19 protein-coding genes and 2 pseudogenes are annotated in these 19,602 nt (G+C 74.7%); 13 read left to right on the top strand and 8 right to left on the bottom strand.

Annotation, left to right across the window (positions count from 1 at the left end; translation table 11 throughout):
• Positions 1-63 precede the first annotated feature (63 nt).
• Positions 64-801 (top strand): dienelactone hydrolase family protein, encoded by a 738-nt coding sequence (locus AS857_RS03800; protein WP_058041659.1) that lies wholly within the window; start codon positions 64-66, stop codon positions 799-801.
• A 125-nt stretch (positions 802-926) separates the two neighbouring features.
• On the opposite strand, the gene AS857_RS03795 is transcribed toward AS857_RS03800, so the two are convergent.
• Positions 927-1,478: a cupredoxin domain-containing protein gene (locus AS857_RS03795; protein WP_058041658.1), complete on the bottom strand. Its 552-nt coding sequence runs from the start codon at positions 1,476-1,478 to the stop codon at positions 927-929.
• A 303-nt stretch (positions 1,479-1,781) separates the two neighbouring features.
• Between AS857_RS03795 and AS857_RS03790 the strand changes: the two genes are divergently transcribed.
• From AS857_RS03790 to AS857_RS03775, 4 genes are all read left to right on the top strand, one after another.
• Positions 1,782-2,663: a LysR family transcriptional regulator gene (locus AS857_RS03790; RefSeq protein ID WP_058041657.1), complete on the top strand. Its 882-nt coding sequence runs from the start codon at positions 1,782-1,784 to the stop codon at positions 2,661-2,663.
• A 119-nt stretch (positions 2,664-2,782) separates the two neighbouring features.
• Positions 2,783-3,922 (top strand): S-(hydroxymethyl)mycothiol dehydrogenase, encoded by a 1,140-nt coding sequence (locus AS857_RS03785; protein WP_058041656.1) that lies wholly within the window; start codon positions 2,783-2,785, stop codon positions 3,920-3,922.
• Complete coding sequence (locus tag AS857_RS03780; protein WP_058041655.1) at positions 3,919-4,548, top strand: MBL fold metallo-hydrolase; 630 nt, start codon at positions 3,919-3,921, stop codon at positions 4,546-4,548. The genes AS857_RS03785 and AS857_RS03780 overlap by 4 nt, the downstream gene beginning before the upstream one ends.
• Before the next feature lie 166 nt (positions 4,549-4,714).
• Positions 4,715-5,101 carry a VOC family protein gene (locus AS857_RS03775; RefSeq protein ID WP_058041654.1) on the top strand — a complete coding sequence of 129 codons (387 nt, stop codon included), beginning with the start codon at positions 4,715-4,717 and terminating at the stop codon, positions 5,099-5,101.
• 55 nt (positions 5,102-5,156) lie between these two features.
• Here AS857_RS03775 and AS857_RS03770 read toward each other — a convergent pair whose 3' ends face one another.
• The gene (locus tag AS857_RS03770; protein WP_079110041.1) at positions 5,157-5,945 is read right to left on the bottom strand and encodes an SDR family oxidoreductase; all 789 of its coding nucleotides are present in this window, start codon (positions 5,943-5,945) and stop codon (positions 5,157-5,159) included.
• Between the two features lie 182 nt (positions 5,946-6,127).
• Here AS857_RS03770 and AS857_RS03765 point away from each other — a divergent pair, with 182 nt between their 5' ends.
• The 3 genes from AS857_RS03765 to AS857_RS03755 are packed head-to-tail and all read left to right on the top strand — an operon-like array spanning position 6,128 to position 9,743.
• Positions 6,128-6,658, top strand: a complete 531-nt coding sequence (locus AS857_RS03765; protein ID WP_058041653.1) for a 2Fe-2S iron-sulfur cluster-binding protein — start codon at positions 6,128-6,130, stop codon at positions 6,656-6,658.
• Complete coding sequence (locus AS857_RS03760; RefSeq protein WP_058041652.1) at positions 6,655-7,656, top strand: FAD binding domain-containing protein; 1,002 nt, start codon at positions 6,655-6,657, stop codon at positions 7,654-7,656. The genes AS857_RS03765 and AS857_RS03760 overlap by 4 nt, the downstream gene beginning before the upstream one ends.
• Positions 7,653-9,743: a xanthine dehydrogenase family protein molybdopterin-binding subunit gene (locus tag AS857_RS03755; protein ID WP_058041651.1), complete on the top strand. Its 2,091-nt coding sequence runs from the start codon at positions 7,653-7,655 to the stop codon at positions 9,741-9,743. The genes AS857_RS03760 and AS857_RS03755 overlap by 4 nt, the downstream gene beginning before the upstream one ends.
• 6 nt (positions 9,744-9,749) lie before the next feature.
• On the opposite strand, the gene AS857_RS42245 is transcribed toward AS857_RS03755, so the two are convergent.
• The gene (locus AS857_RS42245) at positions 9,750-9,959 is read right to left on the bottom strand and encodes a LysR substrate-binding domain-containing protein (protein WP_058041650.1); all 210 of its coding nucleotides are present in this window, start codon (positions 9,957-9,959) and stop codon (positions 9,750-9,752) included.
• 73 nt (positions 9,960-10,032) lie between these two features.
• A pseudogene (locus AS857_RS42240) lies at positions 10,033-10,158 on the bottom strand (LysR substrate-binding domain-containing protein); the annotation flags it as partial.
• A gap of 6 nt (positions 10,159-10,164) precedes the next feature.
• Between AS857_RS42240 and AS857_RS40955 the strand changes: the two are divergent.
• A pseudogene (locus AS857_RS40955) lies at positions 10,165-10,365 on the top strand (PhzF family phenazine biosynthesis protein); the annotation flags it as partial.
• A gap of 21 nt (positions 10,366-10,386) precedes the next feature.
• On the opposite strand, the gene AS857_RS40950 reads toward AS857_RS40955, so the two are convergent.
• From AS857_RS40950 to AS857_RS03735, 3 genes are all read right to left on the bottom strand, one after another.
• Complete coding sequence (locus AS857_RS40950) at positions 10,387-10,509, bottom strand: DUF6126 family protein (RefSeq protein WP_240976559.1); 123 nt, start codon at positions 10,507-10,509, stop codon at positions 10,387-10,389.
• 120 nt (positions 10,510-10,629) lie between these two features.
• On the bottom strand, positions 10,630-11,451 hold the full coding sequence (locus tag AS857_RS03740; RefSeq protein WP_058041648.1) for an ABC transporter permease subunit: 822 nt from the start codon (positions 11,449-11,451) through the stop codon (positions 10,630-10,632).
• Positions 11,448-12,455 carry an ABC transporter ATP-binding protein gene (locus tag AS857_RS03735; RefSeq protein WP_058041647.1) on the bottom strand — a complete coding sequence of 336 codons (1,008 nt, stop codon included), beginning with the start codon at positions 12,453-12,455 and terminating at the stop codon, positions 11,448-11,450. The genes AS857_RS03740 and AS857_RS03735 overlap by 4 nt, the downstream gene beginning before the upstream one ends.
• Before the next feature lie 218 nt (positions 12,456-12,673).
• On the opposite strand from AS857_RS03735, the gene AS857_RS03730 reads away from it, so the two are divergent.
• Entirely contained in the window at positions 12,674-12,961 is a 288-nt protein-coding gene (locus AS857_RS03730; RefSeq protein ID WP_058041646.1) for a DUF1876 domain-containing protein, read from the top strand.
• A 26-nt stretch (positions 12,962-12,987) separates the two neighbouring features.
• Here AS857_RS03730 and AS857_RS03725 read toward each other — a convergent pair whose 3' ends face one another.
• The gene (locus tag AS857_RS03725; protein ID WP_058041645.1) at positions 12,988-14,016 is read right to left on the bottom strand and encodes an ABC-2 transporter permease; all 1,029 of its coding nucleotides are present in this window, start codon (positions 14,014-14,016) and stop codon (positions 12,988-12,990) included.
• A gap of 98 nt (positions 14,017-14,114) precedes the next feature.
• Between AS857_RS03725 and AS857_RS03720 the strand changes: the two genes are divergently transcribed.
• The 3 genes from AS857_RS03720 to AS857_RS03710 all read left to right on the top strand — a co-directional run bounded on the left by AS857_RS03720 (position 14,115) and on the right by AS857_RS03710 (position 19,557).
• Positions 14,115-14,549: a MarR family winged helix-turn-helix transcriptional regulator gene (locus AS857_RS03720; RefSeq protein ID WP_058041644.1), complete on the top strand. Its 435-nt coding sequence runs from the start codon at positions 14,115-14,117 to the stop codon at positions 14,547-14,549.
• Between the two features lie 168 nt (positions 14,550-14,717).
• Complete coding sequence (locus AS857_RS03715) at positions 14,718-18,581, top strand: nSTAND1 domain-containing NTPase (protein WP_144440708.1); 3,864 nt, start codon at positions 14,718-14,720, stop codon at positions 18,579-18,581.
• 271 nt (positions 18,582-18,852) lie between these two features.
• Positions 18,853-19,557: a CHAP domain-containing protein gene (locus AS857_RS03710; protein ID WP_058041642.1), complete on the top strand. Its 705-nt coding sequence runs from the start codon at positions 18,853-18,855 to the stop codon at positions 19,555-19,557.
• Positions 19,558-19,602: the final 45 nt, after the last annotated feature.

Here is a 19,602-nt window from a genome sequence, read left to right as displayed (position 1 = left end):
GTGCACTGCGGATGCGGCGGTATTCGGTGGCGCAGGCGAGGGCCCCCGGCGTAACGTCGCGGGATGGCCGAACTCGTTGATCTGTCGGAGCTCAGCGTCCGGTACGGCGGGGCCCCCGGGCTTCATGGCCACCTCGCGCGGCCCCCGGGGGAGGAACCCCGGCCGGGCGTGGTCGTCCTCTTCGAAGCGGCGGGCGCCGATGCGGTCAACCGCCGGCTCAACGAGCGGATGGCCGAGGCGGGTTACCTGGCGCTGATGCCCGATCTCTACCGCGGCCGGTCCCCCTACCGCTGCCTGGTGCCGGCGATGCGGTCGCTGATGTCCGGCCGCGGCCCGGTGTACGGGGACATCGAGGCCGCCCGGCAGCGGCTGCTGGCCGACCCCGGCTGTACGGGCAAGGTCGGCGTCATCGGGTTCTGCATGGGCGGCGGCTTCGCGCTCGTCCTGGCGGGCCGGGGCGGGTACGACGCGGCCTCGGCCAACTACGGGCGGCCGCCGGACGACCTGGAGACGGCGATGCGGGGCGCGTGCCCGGTGATCGCCAGTTACGGTGCGAAGGACCGGGCTTTCCGGGGCTACGCGGACCCGCTCCGGAATGCGCTGGAGCGTGCGGGCGTCCCCCACGACGTCGAGGTCTACCCGGATGCCGGGCACTCGTTCTTCAACCACGCCGACAACGTGCCGCTCCTGATGCGGCCGGTGATGCGCGCGGTCATGGGCATCGGCCCGGAGCCGGCGTCGGCCGCGGACGCGTGGCGGCGCATCGAGGCGTTCTTCGCGGAGCACCTGGCCGCGGACTGACGCGGACCGGCCGGCGGCGGAGGGCCGGCGGGCGACCGGATGCCGGCGCCCCGCCCGGGCCCGGCCAGGGCGCGCTCCTGGCCGGGCCGGACCTACGGCTTCGTGCAGCGAGGGTCCAGCGTGGCTCAGTGCCCGGCGCCGGCTGCCTTCCCGAGGGTCCCCGACGTGTTGCAGGCGATGTCGGTGCCGACCGAGTTGACGCCGTCCTTCTTGGCCTGGCCGCCCTGGTACTCGTAGTACAGGTAGGTGTAGAACTCGATGCGGCGGCTCGGGCCGCAGGCCGAGTCCGCGGCGACGTTGTAGGTCAGGGTCACGGTGCGGCTGGCGCCGGGGAGGATCGGCACGGCGTAGTTCATCGAGCCGCTCTGCTTGCCCGTGACGTTGCAGCTGGTCACGTCGCCGGTGCAGGAGGCGAACGCGTACTTCAGCGCGGGGTCCTGCGACGTGCTCCACGTCGGCTGTATGGACTGGTACACGAACTGGGTGTTCGTGGACTGGTCGTTGGTGAACTTGAGGGTGATGCTCACCGTGGAGCCGGGCGTCGCGGACGCCTTGTCGACGGTGACGGTCATCGGAGGGGTGTCGGCGGCGGAGGCCGGCTGGGCCAGGCCCAGCAGGGCGACGACGGAGGCGAGAGTGGCGGACAGCCCGAGGCGTCCGAACAGTGATCTGCGCATGGCCCGGGAGAGTAGACAGGCACTTCGCGTCCTGACTGCACCGCAGGTAGAGGACCGGCCACGCGCGAGAAGGCCGCTGAGGCCTCCGGAGCAGGTGTGGGCTGGGAGGCACTGGTTCCGCAGGTGCAGGAGTTGGCCGGGAAGTACTGTCGGGGCGGGTGTGACGGGGCGTTCGAATGGCCGAGGTGCCGCATCGGAGAACCCTCTATCGGCCAGAGCGGCCTTGCCGGAGGCACGCGCCGGGGGCACGGCCTGCAAGGGCCCCGCGGGGAGGCCGTGATCCAGCACTTACGATGCTGAATCATGGAACTCAGACACCTCGAACACTTCGTCGCCGTCGCGGAGGAGCAGCACTTCACGCACGCGGCGGAACGGCTGCGGGTGGCGCAGTCGGGGGTGTCGGCCTCGGTGCGGGCCCTGGAACGGGAGCTGGGCGCCGAGCTGTTCCTGCGCACGACGCGGCGCGTGGGACTGACGGACGCCGGGCGGGCGCTGCTGGTGGAAGCGCGGCGGACGCTGGCGTGCGCGGCGGCGGCCCGGGAGGCCGTCGCGGCGGTGCAGGGGCTGATGGGCGGCACGCTCTCGGTGGGGACCGAGCAGTGCATGGGCACCGTGGACGCCGCCGCGCTGCTGGCCTCCTTCCACGCGCTGCACCCGCAGGTGGAGGTGCACATGGAGCAGGCGGGCTCGGGCCGGCTGCTGGAGCAGGTGCGGCGCGGCGAGCTCGACGTGGCGTTCGTCGTGCACGACGGCTTCCACGAGGGGGTGCGGCTGCGGCCGGTCGCGGAGGAGCCGCTGATGCTGCTGTGCCGGGCGGACCACCCGCTGGCCGGCCTCAGCGGGCCGGTCCCCCTGGCGCGGCTGGCCGGGGAGGTGTTCGTGGACCTCCACCCGGACTGGGGCGCCCGCCGGGCCGCCGACCTCGCGTTCGCCGACGCGGGCGTGGCCCGGAAGGTCGCGCTGCAGGTCAACGACGTCTATACGCTGCTCGACCTCGTCTCGCGCGGCCTGGGCGCGGCGGTCGTGCCGCGCCCGGTGACGGTCAAGGAGCAGGCGCGCGGGCTCAGTGCGGTGCCGCTGGAGGGGCCGACGCTGTGGAAGGTGGCCGTGGCCGTGCCGGCGGCGGGCAAGCCGACCGCGGCCGCCCGTGCGCTGCTGGCCATGACTGATCAGGAGAACTGTTGACTGATCAGGAGAACTGCTGAATGTGATCGGTCAGGGATGTTGGACACGGTCCGGTTTCCCGCGCAGAGTGGGGGACGGTCCGACCACAAGATCCGACCACCGAGAAAGGCAGCACCCCCATGGCGCAAGAAGTACGCGGTGTCATCGCACGAGGCAAGGGCGATCCCGTGCGGGTCGAGACGATCCTCGTCCCGGACCCGGGCCCGGGCGAGGCCGTCGTGAAGATCCAGGCGTGCGGGGTGTGCCACACCGACCTGCACTACCGGGAAGGCGGGATCAACGACGAATTCCCGTTCCTCCTCGGCCACGAGGCCGCCGGTGTGGTCGAGTCGGTCGGTGCCGGAGTGACCGAAGTGGCTCCGGGCGACTTCGTGATCCTCAACTGGCGCGCGGTCTGCGGCCAGTGCCGGGCGTGTCTGCGCGGCCGCCCCTGGTACTGCTTCAACACGCACAACGCCAAGCAGAGGATGACGCTGACGGACGGCACGGAGCTCTCGCCCGCGCTGGGCATCGGGGCGTTCGCGGAGAAGACGCTGGTGGCCGCCGGGCAGTGCACCAAGGTCGACCCCGCCGCGGCGCCCGCGGCCGCCGGCCTGCTGGGCTGCGGCGTGATGGCCGGCCTGGGCGCGGCCATCAACACCGGCCAGGTGGGCCGGGGCGACTCGGTCGCGGTCATCGGCTGCGGCGGCGTGGGCAACGCGGCGGTCGCCGGGGCCCGGCTGGCCGGCGCCGCGAAGATCATCGCGGTGGACCTCTCCGACGCCAAGCTGGAGCAGGCCAAGGCCCTGGGCGCCACGCACACCGTCAACTCCACCTCCGTGGACGCCGTCGAGGCGATCCGGTCGCTGACCGGGGGCTTCGGCGCCGACGTCGTCATCGACGCGGTCGGCCGCCCGGAGACGTACCGCCAGGCCTTCTACGCGCGTGACCTGGCCGGCACCGTGGTGCTGGTGGGCGTGCCCACGCCGGAGATGAAGCTGGAGCTGCCGCTGCTGGACGTCTTCGGGCGCGGCGGCGCCCTGAAGTCCTCGTGGTACGGCGACTGCCTGCCCTCCCGCGACTTCCCCATGCTGATCGACCTCTACCTGCAGGGCCGCCTCGACCTCGACGCGTTCGTCAGCGAGACGATCGCGCTGGACGGGGTGGAGGAGGCGTTCCACCGGATGGAGAAGGGCGAGGTGCTGCGCTCGGTGGTGCTGATGCCGACGGCGGAGGCCTCGTCCCACGCGACGCCGACGGCCGCGCCGGGGACCGTGTGATGGCCCGCATCGAACACCTCGTCACGTCCGGCATGTTCGCCCTGGACGGCGGCGTCTGGGAGGTCGACAACAACGTCTGGATCGTGGGCGACGACCGGGAGGCCGTCGTCATCGACGCGGCCCACGACGCCGAGGCGATCGCAGGGGCGGTCGGCGACCGCCGGCTCGTCGCGATCCTGTGCACCCACGCGCACAACGACCACATCGACGCGGCGCCGGAGCTCGCGGCGCGCACGGGCGCTCCGGTCCTGCTCCACCCGGACGACCGGATGCTGTGGGACCAGACCCACCCGGACACCGCGCCCGACGGGGACCTGACGGACGGCCAGGTGCTGTCCGTGGCGGGCGTCGAGCTGAAGGTGCTGCACACCCCCGGCCACAGCCCCGGCGGCGTCTGCCTGTACGCGCCGGCGCTGGGCACGGTCTTCACCGGCGACACCCTCTTCCACGGCGGGCCGGGCGCGACGGGCCGGTCCTTCTCGGACTTCCCCACCATCATCGACTCGATCCGCAAGCGCCTGCTGTCGCTGCCGCCGGACACGGTGGTGCGCACGGGCCACGGGGAGAGCACGACGGTCGACGGCGAGGCCCCGGCCCTGCCGGAGTGGATCGCGCGCGGGCACTGACACGGGACGCCCGACCGGTCTGCGGGCGGGTCTCCCGGAGTAGGTCCAAAGCCCGATGACATCGCACGGGTCGGCCGATTACGGTCTATCCCGGGCATCGGGGCGCCTTCACCATCCGGGTGGAACGCGGCCGGTGTCCGGGAGATGCCTGTGGAGGCATTGCATCGTGTCAGTCGAGTTGAATCACACCATCGTTCACTCCCGGGACAAGCGCGAGTCCGCCGCGTTCCTCGCGAACATCCTGGGCCTTGAGGTCGCGCCCGACATGGGGCCCTTCGCCCCCGTGGTCACGGGCAACGGCGTCACGCTGGACTTCGCCACCAGCGACCAGCCGGAGATCGTCCCACAGCACTACGCGTTCCTGGTCCCGGAGGAGTCCTTCGACGGCATCTTCGCCCGGATCAAGGAAGCAGGCGTGCCGTACTGGGCCGACCCGTACCGCACCCGGCCCAACGAGATCAATCACCACGACGGCGGACGGGGCGTCTACTTCCCCGACCCGTCCGGTCACTACCTCGAGGTGCTCACCCGCCCGTACGGCAGCGGCGCGTAGCACCGGGTGGAACGAAGGGGCCCCGGGCCGGGGAACGGCCCGGGGCCCCTTCGCGTCAGCGCAGGGCGTACCCGCCGTCCGGGTAGAGCACCGAGCCCGTCATGAAGGTGTTCGTGAAGAGGAAGAGCACCGCCTCGGCGATCTCGCGCTCCGTCCCGGGCCTGTGCAGCAGGCTGTCCCTGCCGTACTGCGCGAAGCTCGCCTCGCGCACCTCCGCCGGGCGCTGCGCCCACAGGTTGCCGTCGACCGTTCCGGGCGAGACGACGTTGACGCGCACGGGCGCGAGCTCCACGGCGAGCCCGCGTCCGAGCCCCTCGATCGCCGCGTTGCAGGCCACGTAGGCGGGTGCCGCGGCCGGGGGGCGTACGCTCGCGGCGCCGGACATCAGTACGACGGAGGCGTTCTCCGTCAGCCTGGGCGCCGCGTACTTGACGGCGTGGTACTGACCCCAGAACTTCGACACGAACGGGCTCTCGGCGTCGCCGTCGCTCAACTCGAGCATGGGGCCCACCCGGTAGGAGGCGGCCGGGGTGAAGAGGTGGTCGATCCGCTCGATGCCGTCGAAGAAGCGGGCCAGGGACTCCTTGTCGGTGGTGTCCACCGCTCCCCAGCCCGCCCGGTCCCCGAGCGACTGCGCGGCCGCGGCGAGCTTGTCCTCGTTCCGCCCGCCGAGCACGACGCGCGCGCCGGCCGCGACCGCGCGCCGCGCGACCTCCAGGCCGATGCCCGACCCGCCGCCGACGATGACGACGTCACGGCCGGCCAGCGGAGCGGCGGCGGGAGGCGTTGTTGCAGGGTCGCAGGCGGGGTCGGAGGCAGGAACGGGGGAATGCGAGCTGGTCATGCGGGCGCCTTCCGGTGGTCGCGGACTCTCCTGTCCCGAACCGCCAACCATGATCGTTTCATTCCCTTGCCGGGGATCCTCGGCTGCACCGAACGGGTGCAGTGCCGGCCCCGCGCGTTTGCACGGAGACGGAGCGGGGACCTCGTGACGGTGCCGGAGGGAACCAGTGAAGGCGAGGCACCGTGGCCGCACCGCAGACCACCTCCCCCGTGACCCTGCACGTCAACGGCGTCGCGCACCAAGTGGAACTCGACCACCGGACGACCGTGCTCGACGCCCTGCGCGAGCACCTGGGGCTCACCGGGGCCAAGAAGGGGTGCGACCACGCGCAGTGCGGGGCGTGCACGGTGCTCGTCGACGGACGGCGGGCCAACAGCTGTCTGCTGCTGGCCGTCGCCCACGACGGCGCGGAGATCACCACGGTGGAGGGGCTGGCCGGAGGGGACGCGCTGCACCCGCTCCAGGAGGCGTTCCTCGAACGCGACGGCTTCCAGTGCGGCTACTGCACGCCGGGCCAGCTCTGCTCCGCGGTGGGAATGATCGCCGAGGCGGGCGAGGGCGCGCCCTCCCACGTGACGCCCCTCGCGGCGGCGCGGCCCGGAACTCCCGTCCCCCTCTCCCCCGACGAGATCCGCGAGCGGATGAGCGGCAATCTGTGCCGCTGCGGCGCGTACGTGAACATCGTCGCCGCGATCGGGGACGTGGCGCAGTGAAAGCCTTCGCCTATACGCGCGCCGACGACGTGGACGGGGCGATCGCCGCCCTCGCGGCCTCCCCCGGCGCCGTGTTCCTCGGAGGCGGCACCAACCTGGTCGACCTGATGAAGCTGGGCGTCGCCTCCCCCGCGCTGCTGGTGGACGTCAGCCGCCTGCCGCTCACCGAGATCGAGGGGACGCCGGACGGAGGGCTGCGCATCGGGGCCAACGTCCGCAACAGCGACCTCGCCGCCCACCCGGCCGTGCGGACGCGCTACCCCGCTCTGTCCCAGGCGGTGCTGGCAGGCGCTTCCGGGCAGATCCGCAACACGGCCACCACGGGCGGCAACCTCCTCCAGCGCACCCGCTGCCTGTACTTCCAGGACGTGGGCAAGCCGTGCAACAAGCGGGTGCCGGGGAGCGGCTGCCCGGCCCGCGAAGGGGTGCACCGCGATCTCGCGGTGCTGGGCCACTCGCCGCAGTGCGTCGCCACGCACCCCTCCGACATGGCCGTGGCCCTGGCGGCGCTCGACGCGGTCGTCCACCTGCGCGGGCCCGGCGGCGAACGCACGGTCCCGCTCTGCGACTTCCACCGGCTGCCCGGGGACGATCCCGCGCGTGACACGGTCATCGGCCCGGCCGAACTCGTCGTCGCGGTGGAGCTGCCGGCGCCGCCGCCCGGCCGGTCCGCCTACCGCAAGGCACGCGACCGGGCCTCGTACGCCTTCGCGCTCGCCTCCGTCGCGGCGTCCCTCGACGTCCGCGCGGGCCGGGTGGAAGACGTGCGCCTGGCCTTCGGTGGCCTGGCCCACAAGCCCTGGCGGGCGCGCGTAGCGGAGGACGCGCTGCGCGGCGCCCCCGCCACCGAGGAGTCCTTCGCGGAGGCCGCCGGGGCCGAGCTGGCGGCCGCCGAGCCGCTGCGCGACAACGCCTTCAAGGTGCGACTGGCCCGCAACCTGGCCGTCCGGGTGCTCGCCGGGCTCGCCGCGCCGGGCGAGGAGGGGACCGTCTCATGAGCAGCACCCCCGGCCCCGTCCGCCTCGAAGGCCGCGAGAAGGTCACCGGGTCCGCCCGTTACGCCGCCGAGCACACCCCGCCCGGCACCGCGTACGGCTGGCCCGTGCCCGCGACGGTCCCCCTCGGCCGGGTCCTGTCGGTCGACACCTCGGAGGCCATGGCCGAGCCCGGCGCCCTGGCCGTGCTGACGCACGAGAACGCGCCGCGCCTGAAGGACGCGGAGGACCGCACCCTGCTCCTGCTCCAGGACGACCGGGTGCCGCACCGCGGCTGGTACGTGGCACTGGCCGTGGCCGAGACACTGGAGGCGGCGCGGGCCATGGCCGCCGCGGTGCGGGTCGCGTACGCGCCCGAGGAGCACGACGCCGTGCTGACCCCGGACCATCCGCGCCTGTTCGTCCCCGAGGTGGTCAATGCAGGCCTCCCGGCCTGCCGCGAGCGCGGTGACTTCGACGGCGCCTACGAGCGCGCGCCCGTCCGCATCGACGCCACGTACACACTGCCCGGCTTGCACAACCACCCGATGGAGCCGCACGCCTCGACCGCACGCTGGGAGGACGGCCGGCTCTTCGCCCACGACTCCTGCCAGGGCACGACGGCCGTCCGGGAGACCCTGGCCGCCCTGTTCGGCATGGACGAGGAGCGGATCACGGTCGTCGCCGAGCACGTGGGCGGCGGCTTCGGCTGCAAGGGCACGCCACGCCCGCAGATCGTCCTCGCCGCGATGGCCGCCCGGCACACCGGCAGGCCGGTGAAGACCGTGCTGCCGCGCGCGCAGCTCGCGGCCGTGGTCGGCCACCGGCCGCCGCTCGTCCAGCGTCTGCGGCTCGGCGCGGGCGAGGACGGGGTGATCACGGCGCTCGCGCACGAGGTCACGACCCAAACGTCCACCGTCCGCGAGTTCGTGGAGCAGGCGGCGGCCCCTTCGCGCGCGATGTACGTGTCCCCCAACAGCCGCACCACGCACCAGGTCGCCGCGCTGGACGTCCCGAGCCCGTCGTGGATGCGGGCGCCGGGCGAAGCCTCGGGGATGTTCGCGCTGGAGTGCGCGATGGACGAACTCGCCGGCGCCGCCGGGGTGGACCCGGTCGAACTGAGGGTCCGCAACGACACCGCGACCGAACCGGACAGCGGAAAGCCGTACAGCAGCCGGCACCTGGTGGAGTGCCTGCGCGAGGGGGCCCGCCGCTTCGGGTGGGACGCCCGCGACCCGCGGCCCCGCTCGCGCACCGAGGGCCGCCTGCTGATCGGCTCCGGGGTGGCGTCGTCCCTCTACCCCGTCTACGTCATGCCCTCCACGGCGCAGGCGCAGGTCACCGGGGCGGGCCGCTACCTGGTGCGGGTCAACGCCACCGACATCGGCACGGGAGCGCGGACCGTCCTCGCACAGATCGCGGCCGAGGCGCTGGGCGTCGCGCCGGACCTGGTCGCCGTCGAGATCGGCAGCACGGCGCTGCCGGCGGCCTCGCTCGCCGGGGGCTCCGCCGGCACCGCCTCGTGGGGATGGGCCGTGCACAAGGCCTGCCGCACGCTCAACGGGATGATCGACGAGCGCGGGGGCACGCTGCCGCCGGACGGCCTGACCGCCACGGCCGACACCAAGGACGACATCGCGTCCGACCCGCCGCACGCGAAGGCCGCCTTCGGCGCGCAGTTCGCGGAGGTGGCGGTCGACACCGACACCGGGGAGGTGCGCGTCCGCCGGCTGCTGGGCGTCTTCGCCGCCGGACGCATCCTCAACGCCCGCACCGGGCGCAGCCAGTTCATCGGGGCCATGACCATGGGCATGGGCATGGCCCTCATGGAGGGCAGCACGATGGACGCCCGCTTCGGCGACTTCGCCGAGCGGGACTTCGCGTCGTACCACGTGCCGACGTGCGCGGACGCCCGCGGCATCGAGGCCCACTGGATCGACGAGCACGACCCGTCGCTCAACCCCATGGGGAGCAAGGGCATCGGGGAGATCGGCATCGTCGGCACCGCCGCGGCGATCGCGAACGCGGTGCACCACGCGACGGGGGTACGGGTCCGCGACCTGCCCGTACTGCCGGAGAAGCTCCTGGCCGGCCTGGAACGGGCCCGCTAGGGGCGGCTAGCCGGCGGCCGCCCGGGCCGGGAAGTGCCGTGCGAGTGCGTCGACGACGGCCTGTGCGGCCGGGGAGACCCAGCGCCTGCGGTGCCGCGCCACCTGGACGGGCACGTCCGGGAACGGGGGCCCGGCCACCACGGCCAGGCGGCCTTCGCGCAGGGCGTCCGCGGCGGTGGCCCGCGGCAGGAGCGTCAGTCCGAGCCCCGCCGCCACGCAGGACCGGGGCGGCTTCGATGCTCCCGAAGCGGGTCAGCCGCATGCGCGCGCCGGGGACGGAGAGGAGGCGGTCGGCCAGGCGGTCGCTGTAGGAGCAGCCCTGCTCGTGGAGGGAGAAGGTCTCGCGCGCCAGGTCCTCCCAGGTGACCGGCGCGGCCCGGCGGGCGAGGGGGTGCCCGGGAGCGCAGAGCAGCACCAGCGGCTCGTGGGCGACCCGGCCACCGGGGCGGCCGCGGCCGCGCTCGGCGGTTACCTGCGGGCGATCGGCGAGGTCACCGAGGCCACCACGATCCGCGTCCGCCAGGGCGAGGACATGGGACGCCCCAGCGATCTGCTCGTCGCGGTCGACCCGGCGGACGCGCGGGTGCGGGTGACGGGGCAGGCGGTGCCGGTGGTCGGCTGAGGACGGGGGCGGGGGCGCCCGTCACTTGTCGGCGTGGCCGCCGAGGTAGAACAGCAGCCAGATGAAACCGGCGAAGAGGTGGGTGACGAAGACGTAGATGAGGACCCGGAAGGCGACTTGCCGCTCCGCCCGCTTCTCGCTCATGGCGGGCCTCCTCCTGGTGTCACCGACCGCCGCCGTACCGGCGAGAGTCTACTCCTCGGACGCGGCCATCGTTTCACGGAGGGTGATCGGGGTGTCCGGCACGTGGTGGCGCGGAGCGCCTCAGGGGGCGAGGTCGCGGCGGGCGACGAGGCCGAACGCCAGGAGGATGCCCGCGGCGCCGACGCCGGCGAGGACGCCGAACTGTCCCCAGGGCACGGTGCCGTGGGCCAGGGCGTCGCCCGGCGTGTAGTAGTGGAAGGGGCTGACGAAGCGCAGCGGCGCGGCCTTCGACCAGGCCATGGCCACGAAGTTGACCGCGAACCCGACCGCGCCGACGGCGATCGTCACCCCCATGACACGCGTCCTGCTCCGGCCCGCCGCCGAGACGGCCAGGGCGGGGCCCGCCAGGCACAGCGCGAAGCCGAATCCCAGCAGCCCGGCCGCGTAGACCCCGCTCTGGGGGACGGCGTCGCCCAGGTCGGGCAGGAGCGCCACGCCGGCGGACACGGCGAGGGTCGCGGCCGCGTTGAGCAGCAGGGAGACGAGGACGAGCGCGGCGGTCCGCTCGGCCAGCAGCCGCGCCCGCGAGACGGGGCGGACCATCAGCAGCTCGATGGTGCCCGCCTCCACGTCCGCGGCGACCGCGGCGGCGGCCAGCGAGCCGACGGCCGTCAGCTGCATGGCGATCCAGAAGGGGTGGGTGAGCCCGGCGCCCAGCAGGCCGGGGTAGCTCGCGATCGACACGTCGCCGTTCGATCCGCTGAACGCCTTGAAGGCGTCCGGGAGCTTCCGCCCGCTCGCGCCGAAGATCTGGTCCGGCGTCACGGTCGTCGTGATCACCACGATGAGGGCCTCGAAGGCGGCGATGCCCACGGCCAGGGCGGTGATCATCCGGCGGCGGCGGTGCAGGGCCAGCCGCAGCAGGGGGAAGCCGCCGGTCACGGGAGCGTCCCCTCGTCCGGATCGCTCCGGCTGCCCCGGCCGTCCCGCCCGTCCCGGCCGCTTCGTTCGTCCCTGTCGCTCCGTTCGCTCCTGCCACCCCGGTCGTTCCGGTAGAGGTCGAGGAACGCCTCGTCCAGCCCGGCCTCCTCGACCGTGAGGTCGCGCACCGGCAGCGCCAGCAGCTCCCGCAGGACGGCGACCGTCCGGTCCGGCGGGATCATCAGCACGGCCTGGTCGCCGTGCCAGTCGGGCGACCAGCGGTCGGCGCCGCCGAGCGGCCGCCGGCCGAGGCCGTCGGCGAAGGTCAGGCGCACCTTGCGGGCCCGGGCCTCGCGCAGGGCGGCGACCGCCCCGACGGTCACCAGCCGGCCGGCCCGGACGATCGCCACCCGCTCGCACGTGCGCTGGACCTCCGGGAGCACGTGGCTGGAGAGCAGGACGGTGCGCCCGGCCGCGCGGACCTCCGCCAGCAGGGCGTAGAAGGCCTCCTGGACGAGGGGGTCGAGCCCTTCGGTGGGCTCGTCGAGGATCACCAGCTCGGGTTCGTGCTGCAGGGCCTGGACCAGGCCCAGCTTCTGCTTCATGCCGCGCGAGTAGGCGCGGACGGGGCGGTCCAGGTCCGGGCCGGAGAGGTCCAGGCGCGCGCAGAGCTCGTCCTGGAGGCGGGCGGGGGCGCCCTGCAGCGCCGCCAGCAGCCGCAGCGTCTCGCGGCCGGTGAGCTCGGGGTAGAGCCGCAGCTCCCCGGGGAGGTAGCCGAGGAACGGGGCGAGCCTCAGGTGCTCGGTGAAGGGGTCGCGGCCGAGCACCCGGACCCGGCCCTCGGTGGGGCGCAGCAGCCCCACGAGGCAGCGCATCGTGGTGGTCTTGCCCGCCCCGTTGGGCCCCAGGAAGCCGAAGACCTCGCCCTCGCCGACGCCGATGTCGAGTCCCTCGACGCCGGTCGTGCGGCCGTAGCGCTTGGTCAGCGAGACGATGTCGATGACGTTCCGCGTGCGCTCACCCAAGGCCGCCTCCCGGACGGTCGCCGGCGGGTCTCCCTCCCTCCCAGCTTCGGTCAGCCCGTGCCGGGCCGCCACGGCTCGCGGAAGCGCCGGCGGGCCGTGACGGGGGCCGGGCCGCCGGGAGCGGTCCCGGCCCCGTGCCGGACGGCGTCGCATGGGCGAAGCTGGAAGGAGACCGGAGGGAGAGGCGGGCGGAGGGGCCGAGCACAGAGGAGCCGACGATGCCGCACACAGCCGAATGGAACGTCCACCTCGACCTGGTCGAGGAGGACGGCAGGACGAGGGCCCGCGCCACGCTCGACACCGGGGCGACGACCGTCACGGGCAGCGGGACCGCCACGTGCGCGCCGGGCGACAAGGACATCCCGGCGATCGGGGACGAGTTCGCGGCCGGCCGGGCCCTGCGCGACCTGGGCGAACAGCTCCTGCACGCCGCGGAGCACGACGTCGCCGCGGTGGGCGCGGCCCCCGAGCCCAGGCGGTCGCCGATGTACGGGTGGCCGCTGTGAGGCCGTGAGGCGGGCGCCCGCCGGGGTCAGACCCCGACCGTCTCCTCCATCTCCTCCTCGGCCGCGGGCCCGGTCCGGGCGGCCGGGCGGGCCCTGCGCGCCTCGACGGCCCACGCGACGGCGGTCACGGCGGCGCCCAGGACCAGCCACAGCGCCAGCGTCGCGACGTGGCGGCCGAGTCCGGTGCTGTCGAAGTAGACGAGGCTGCGCGTGCCCTCGACGAAGCCGGCACCGTTCCAGAAGGAGTGCAGCGCGGCGAAGAAGCCGTTCTGCAGCTCGGGCCGGTACACGCCGCCCGCGCTGGTGAAGTTGAGCATCACGAACAGCACCATCATGCCCAGCGTCGTCCAGCGCTTGAGGAAGGTGTGCAGGCCGACGCCGACGAGCAGGATGCCCGCCGAGTAGGCCCAGGCCATCCCCCACAGCCCCCACAGGCCGTGGTCGACGAGGTGGAAGACGGGCCCGGCCAGCGCGGCGCCGATCACGCCGACCACGAACGACGTCGCCACCGCCAGCGCGGCGCGCAGCCTCATGGGCAGCGCGCCGCCCGCGGCGCCCAGCACGGCGACGGAGGCGTACGAGCCGATGCTGACCGCGACCAGCAGGAAGAAGATGCCCTGGCCGGTCGGGTCGCCCTCGGCGGGCGGCGCTACGTCCGTGACCTTCAGGGGGGCGCCGGTGCGGGCGGCGACGGGCGCGAAGACCTTCTGCACGGCCATGGCGGTGGTGTCGGACCCGGCGGAGGCGACGAGCAGTTCGGGCGCGTGCCGGTCCGGTATGTACGCGCCGGAGACGTCGCGGTGGCGGAGCGCGCGGACGGCCTCGTCGCGGTCGGCGACGGTGCGGACGGCGAGCCGGTCCCCCGCCTTGTCGGCGATGCCCCGCGCCAGGGTCCCCGCGCCCGGGCCGGACTCCACGACGGCGACGGGCAGTTCGTGGGGCGTGGGCTGGGCGAACGCGCCCAGGTAGGCGAGGCCCATCCCGATGCACATCAGCAAGGGGGTGAGCAGGTGGCTCAGTACGTGGCGCAGCGCGCCACGGGTGGCGGGTCCCATCGTGTCCTTCCCCTGCCGGACCGACCGGCAAAGTAGTTGGCTTTTACAACTTTCCCTTTAAGTTGTACTATACAACCAGACCTCGAAAGGAAGCCGCCGTGCCCGACCGTGACGCCTCCGTGGAGACCATCCAGCGCGAGCTGACCGCCTTCGCCCGCCGCGCCCGGTCCGCGGCGGCCCGCATGCACCCCGAGCTCTCCCTGGTCTCCTTCACCCTCCTCGCCCACCTGGAGGACCGCGGCGGGTGCCGCGCCACGGACCTGGCCGCGCACTACCTGCTGGACAAGTCCACCGTCAGCCGGCAGATCGCGGCCCTGGAGCGGCTCGGCCTCGTCGAGCGGCGGCCCGCCCCCGAGGACCAGCGCGCCCAGGTGCTGCACCTGACCGCCCGCGGCGCCGCGACCCTCGCGCAGGTCACCGCCAACCGCCGGGCGGCCTTCCGGGAGCGCCTCGCCGACTGGGACGAGGCCGACCTGGACCGCTTCGCCGGCTATCTGCTGCGCTACAACGCCTCCGCGAGACCGCTCGACTGAGACACCGCACCCGGCCGGAGCGCCACACCCACTCCCCGAATCCGGGGTGGTTGGTCACTCGATGGGCTGTTTTGCCGCCATTGCGGGTGAGTCGCCCTCCCCGGAGCCGTTATGCAGGCCTGACGGATACGACCGGCCTGCAGGCCCGGACGGAAGGGTGTGGGGACCGTGCAGCCACGCGGAGACGACCGTGACCGGGGCGGCCCCCCGCCGTCCGTGGCCGCGTCGCCGGGAGAGGAGCTGCGCCGGCTGCGGCAGGAGCGGGGCATGTCCCTGGCCGGGCTGTCGCGCGTCGTCCACTACACCAAGGGCTATCTGAGCCGGGTCGAGACCGGCGAGAAGCCGATGACGCCCGAGGTGGCCCGGCGGTGCGAAGAGGCCCTCGGCGCCGGCGGGGTGCTGTCGGGCCTGGTGCCGGAGCCGGCCGAGGGGCGGCGCTCCGCGCGCAACGGGCTCCTGGAGGTGTGCCCGTACCGGGGCCTGGCCGCGTTCGACGCCGCGGACGCGAGCTGGTTCTTCGGCCGGGACCGGGCGACGGCCGCCCTCGTCCGTCAGCTGACCGAGCGTCTGGACGGCTCCGGGCCGACCGCCGTGGTCGCCGCGTCGGGCACCGGCAAGACGTCCTTGCTGCACGCCGGGCTGGTGCCCGAGCTGCGCCGGGGCGTCCTGCCCGTGCCCGGGTCGAACCGCTGGCCCGTGGTCACGATGCGCCCCGGGGAACGCCCCCTCGACGAGCTGCTGGGCCGGGTGGCGGACGCCGCCGCGGCGGATCCCGACCACCTGACCAGGGCGCTGGCCCGCGGCGGGGCGGGGGCGCTGGCCCGCGCCGTCCACGCCGCGCTGAACCGCCGTCCGCGGGGCGCCGGGAGAGCGGGAGCAGCGGGCGCGGAGGGGACGGAGCCGGCCCGGGTGGTGCTAGTCGTCGACCAGTTCGAGGAGGTCTTCACGCTGTGCCCGGACGCCCGGCAGCGCGCGGATTTCGTCCGCGCGCTGCACGCCCTGGCCACGGGCCCCGCTCCCGCCGACGGCCGGGAGGGTTCCGCGGCGCTGGTGGTGCTGGGCATGCGGGCCGACTTCTACGGCAGGTGCCTGGCGTTCCCGGAGCTGGCGGCGGCGCTGCGCTCGGGCCAGCTCCCCCTGGAGCCCCTGCGGGCGCAGGAGCTGCGCGACGCCGTGGTGCGGCCGGCCCACGCGGTGGGCCTGGAGCTGGAGCCGGGCCTGGCCGAGCTGATCCTGCGCGACCTGGGCGCCGGGGACGAGGGCGGGGAGCGGGAGGGCGGCGGGTACGAGCCCGGTGCGCTGCCGCTGCTCTCCCACGCCCTGCTGGCGACCTGGCAGCGGCGCAGCGGCAGGCTCCTGACCGTGGCGGGCTACCAGCAGGCGGGCGGGATCGCGGGGGCGGTCGCGGCGACGGCGGAGCGGGCGTACGGGCGTCTGTCGCCCGGCTGCCGGGAGGCCGCCCGGGCGGTCCTGCTGCAGCTGGTGCGGGTGGACCAGGACGGGCGGTCGGCGCGCCGGCGGGTGTCGCGCGAGCGGCTGTCGCAGGACCTCGGGGCGCAGGCCGGGGCGGCGCCGGAGGTGGTGGAGGCCTTCACGCGGGCGCGCCTGCTCACCGTCGACGCCGACCAGGTCACGCTGGCCCACGAGGCCGTGCTGCGGGCGTGGCCGCGGCTGCAGACGTGGATCGAGGCGGACGCGGCGGCCCTGCACGGCTGGCAGCAGCTGAGCGCCGCGGCCGGGCAGTGGGAGGCCGAGGGGCGCGACCCCGCGCTGCTGCCGCGGGGCAGCAGGCTGGCCGCCGCGCACGAGATCGCGAGCCATCCCCTGGCGGCGGTGGGCGGGGTCGAGCGGGCGTTCCTGGATGCGGCGACGGCGCTGGCCGCCGCCGAGCAGGAGACGGAGCGGCGCCGGGCCCGGCGGCTGTACCGGCTGCTGGTGTCCATGGCCGTCCTCCTCGTCCTGGCGCTGGCCGGCGGGGTGGCGGCGGTGCACCAGGGCCTGCGGGCGGAGGCCGAGCGGCACGCGGCACGCTCGGAGGAGCTGGCCTTCCGCGCCGTCTCGGGCAGTGCGCCCCGGCCCGAGGTGGCCATGCTGCTGGCCACCGGAGCCTGGCGCGACGCCCACACCCCGGCCGCCGCCAGCGCCGTGCTGAGCACGCAGGCGCAGCCGTACGCCGGGCGGCTGGCCGGGCACCGCAAGCGCGCCCACGCCGTGGCCTGGCTGCCGGGCGGGAAGCGGCTGCTGTCTGCGGGCGCGGACGCCACCGTCCGGGAGTGGGACGTGCGGACGCGCCGGCAGGTGGGGGCGGCGCGGAGCGGGGCGGCGGTGCGCGCCCTGGCCGCGGCTCGGCAGCGGAACCTGGCCGCCTGGGGGGACGAGGCGGGCGTCGTCACCCTGCGGGAGGGCACGGTCGGGCGGACCGTGACGCTGCCTCCGCAGAGCAGGCACCGCGGGCCCGTCCGGGGAGCGGCCCTGTCGGACCGCGGGGACCTGCTGGTGACGGCGGGCGAGGACGGCACGGTGCGCCTGACGCGCCTGGGCGGCGGCCCGGCCCGCACCGAGGTGCGGGACGCCGGGCTGGGATGGCTGTACGCGGCCGCGGTCAGCGCGGACGGCGAACAGGTCGCAGCGGCCGGCTTCGACGGGCGGGTGTGGGTGCTCGACGTGGACAGCGGGCGGTCAAAGGTGGTCGGCAGCCGGGACTTCGGCCGCGTACGGGCCCTCGCCTTCTCGCCGGACGGCCGCCGCCTGGCCACCGGGGAGTGGCTCAACCGCATCGGCCTGTGGGACACCCGCACCGGCAAGCGCGAGGCCGCCCTCGAAGGGCCCTCCGACTCCGTCTTCGGCGTGGCCTTCTCCCCCGACGGCACCCGGCTCGCCGCGGCCAGCCAGGACGACACCGCCGGCATCTGGGACCTCTCCGAGCACCGCCGCATCGCGCAACTCGCCAGCCACATCGGCCCCGTCTACGCCATCGCCTACTCCTCCGACGGCCGCACCCTCGCGACGTCCGGGGAGGACGGCTCGGTGCGCCTGTGGACCCCGCAGGCCGCCGTCACCACCCCGCTGCCGGGATCGGCCTGGCAGGACGGGGCCCTCAGTCCCGACCGCTCCCTCCTCGCCGTCGCGGGTCAGGACGGCACGCTGCGCCTGCTGCGCACCGCCGACCGCAGCCTGCGCACGGTGCGGGCAGGGAAGGACCCGGTGCGCGCGGTGGCGTTCAGCCACGACGGGTCGCTGGTCGCCACGGGCGACGAACACGGCACCGCCACCGTGTGGCGCACCGCCGATCTCCGCCGACCGCTCCACCGCTGGCGGGCGCACGGCCGGGCCCTCACCTCGCTCGCCTTCCGCCCCGGCGACGCCGGAGCGCTCGCCACCGCCTCCGAGGACCACAGCGCGAAGCTGTGGCGGTTCGCGGGGGACGCCGCCCTGCCGGAGCGGACGCTGCTCGGCCACGACGACGGCGTCTACCGCGTGCTCTTCCTCGGCCGGGACACCCTCGCCACCGGCAGCCTCGACAACACCGTCCGCATCTGGCGCTACTCCGACGGCCGTGCGCTGCGCAGCCTGACGGAACACGAGGACACCGTCTTCGGCCTGGCCCGCAGCCGCGACGGCGTCCTCGCCACGGCGAGCCGCGACCACACCGTCAAACTCTGGGACCCCGAGGGCCGCACGAGCCTGCGCACCCTGGCCGGGCACACCGGGCCCGTCACGTCCGCGGCCTTCAACCCCGCCGGCACCCGGCTGGTGACCACCGGCCGCGACAACACCGTACGGATCTGGGACCCGCGCGACGGCCGCCTGCTGCTGACCCTGACCGGCCACACCGGCCGGGTCCGGGCCGCGGCCTTCCTCGGCGACGACGGCCCGGTGGTGTCGGTGGCGGAGGACGGGACGGTGCGCTGGTGGAACCTGGACGTGCCGGAGGTCCTCGCCCGCACCTGCAAGGCCCTGGGCAGCGCCACGGACCGGCCGCTGTGGCAGCGCCTGCTGCCGGACGTGCCCTACGCGCCGGGCTGCCCCTGATCGCCGGCCGTTCCTGATCCCGGCCGTTCCTGATCCCCGGCTGCTCTTGATCCCCGGCCGCTCCTGAGCGCCCGCTTTCCCTTCCACCGGCGGCACTTCACCCACATGCGCATCACGGCCGGTGGGGCGCGGGTTGCCCGCCGCCTTGTCCGCCGAGGCAACAGGAAACCCCTGTTCCGCACCACTGCCCCGCTCCGAGACTCGAAGTACCGGGACAACAAGGGTGAAACCACCCCCGGTGACACAGCCTCAGCCGAGACAAGGAGCCCCCGTGAACAACCGTCGCCTCCGCAACCGCACCCTCGTCCTTCCCACCGCCGTCGTACTCCTCGCCCTCACCCTCACCGGTGCCACGGCCGCCCTCGCCGAGGGCGCACCCACCGCCGTCACCATGGCCCCGGCCGCATGGGCCACACCGGAACCGGACGGCGCCGGGACGGCCGAGCGGCAGAAGATCGTCGACCGCGCCCTCGACGCCCTGACCACCCCGAAGCGCTTCCGCCTCGAGCGCGGCGGGCCCGTGCACCTGAGCCGGCCGGGGCACCCGGACCGGGACACCAACTACCTCGGCAAGGGCAACAGCAACGCCAACATGAACGAGTACAACGGCTACGCCAGGAACCCGAACCACCGCCAGTGGTGCGGCTTCTTCGCCGCCAGGATGTGGGCGAACCGCGGGGTGCCCGCCGACCCCGGCAGCAGCCGGGGCTGGCGCAGCGGCACCGGCGACCGGTGGCACCCGTACGCGGCCGACCGGCTGCCGCAGCCCGGCGACGTCCTCATGTGGGCCGGCCGGAACCACGCGGGGCACGTCGCCGTCGTGGTCGGCGTCTCCGGCACCCGGGTCACGACCGTCGAGGGCAACACCGGCTACCACAACGACAGCATCGCCCGGCAGCGCTACGAGTGGACGGGCGCCGGCCCGGTGCTGAGGGACCGGACCAAGGTCATCCAGGGCTTCGCCTCCCGGTTCTGACCCCGCCGCCCCACCACCCCCGTCTCCCCACCCCGTCACCCCTCA

Source organism: Streptomyces roseifaciens, assembly GCF_001445655.1.
GTDB classification, from domain to species: Bacteria; Actinomycetota; Actinomycetes; order Streptomycetales; family Streptomycetaceae; genus Streptomyces; species Streptomyces aureoversilis.
This window is presented reverse-complemented; position numbering and strand designations above follow the sequence as displayed.

What these genes read in the sequence shown, in the direction of transcription:
- AS857_RS03800 (WP_058041659.1), top strand. Translation starts at nt 64, where the DNA reads ATGGCCGAACTCGTTGATCTGTCGGAGCTCAGCGTCCGGTACGGCGGG.
- AS857_RS03795 (WP_058041658.1), bottom strand. Translation starts at nt 1,478, where the DNA reads ATGCGCAGATCACTGTTCGGACGCCTCGGGCTGTCCGCCACTCTCGCC.
- AS857_RS03790 (WP_058041657.1), top strand. Translation starts at nt 1,782, where the DNA reads ATGGAACTCAGACACCTCGAACACTTCGTCGCCGTCGCGGAGGAGCAG.
- AS857_RS03785 (WP_058041656.1), top strand. Translation starts at nt 2,783, where the DNA reads ATGGCGCAAGAAGTACGCGGTGTCATCGCACGAGGCAAGGGCGATCCC.
- AS857_RS03770 (WP_079110041.1), bottom strand. Translation starts at nt 5,945, where the DNA reads ATGACCAGCTCGCATTCCCCCGTTCCTGCCTCCGACCCCGCCTGCGAC.
- AS857_RS03755 (WP_058041651.1), top strand. Translation starts at nt 7,653, where the DNA reads ATGAGCAGCACCCCCGGCCCCGTCCGCCTCGAAGGCCGCGAGAAGGTC.
- AS857_RS40950 (WP_240976559.1), bottom strand. Translation starts at nt 10,509, where the DNA reads ATGAGCGAGAAGCGGGCGGAGCGGCAAGTCGCCTTCCGGGTCCTCATC.
- AS857_RS03730 (WP_058041646.1), top strand. Translation starts at nt 12,674, where the DNA reads ATGCCGCACACAGCCGAATGGAACGTCCACCTCGACCTGGTCGAGGAG.
- AS857_RS03725 (WP_058041645.1), bottom strand. Translation starts at nt 14,016, where the DNA reads ATGGGACCCGCCACCCGTGGCGCGCTGCGCCACGTACTGAGCCACCTG.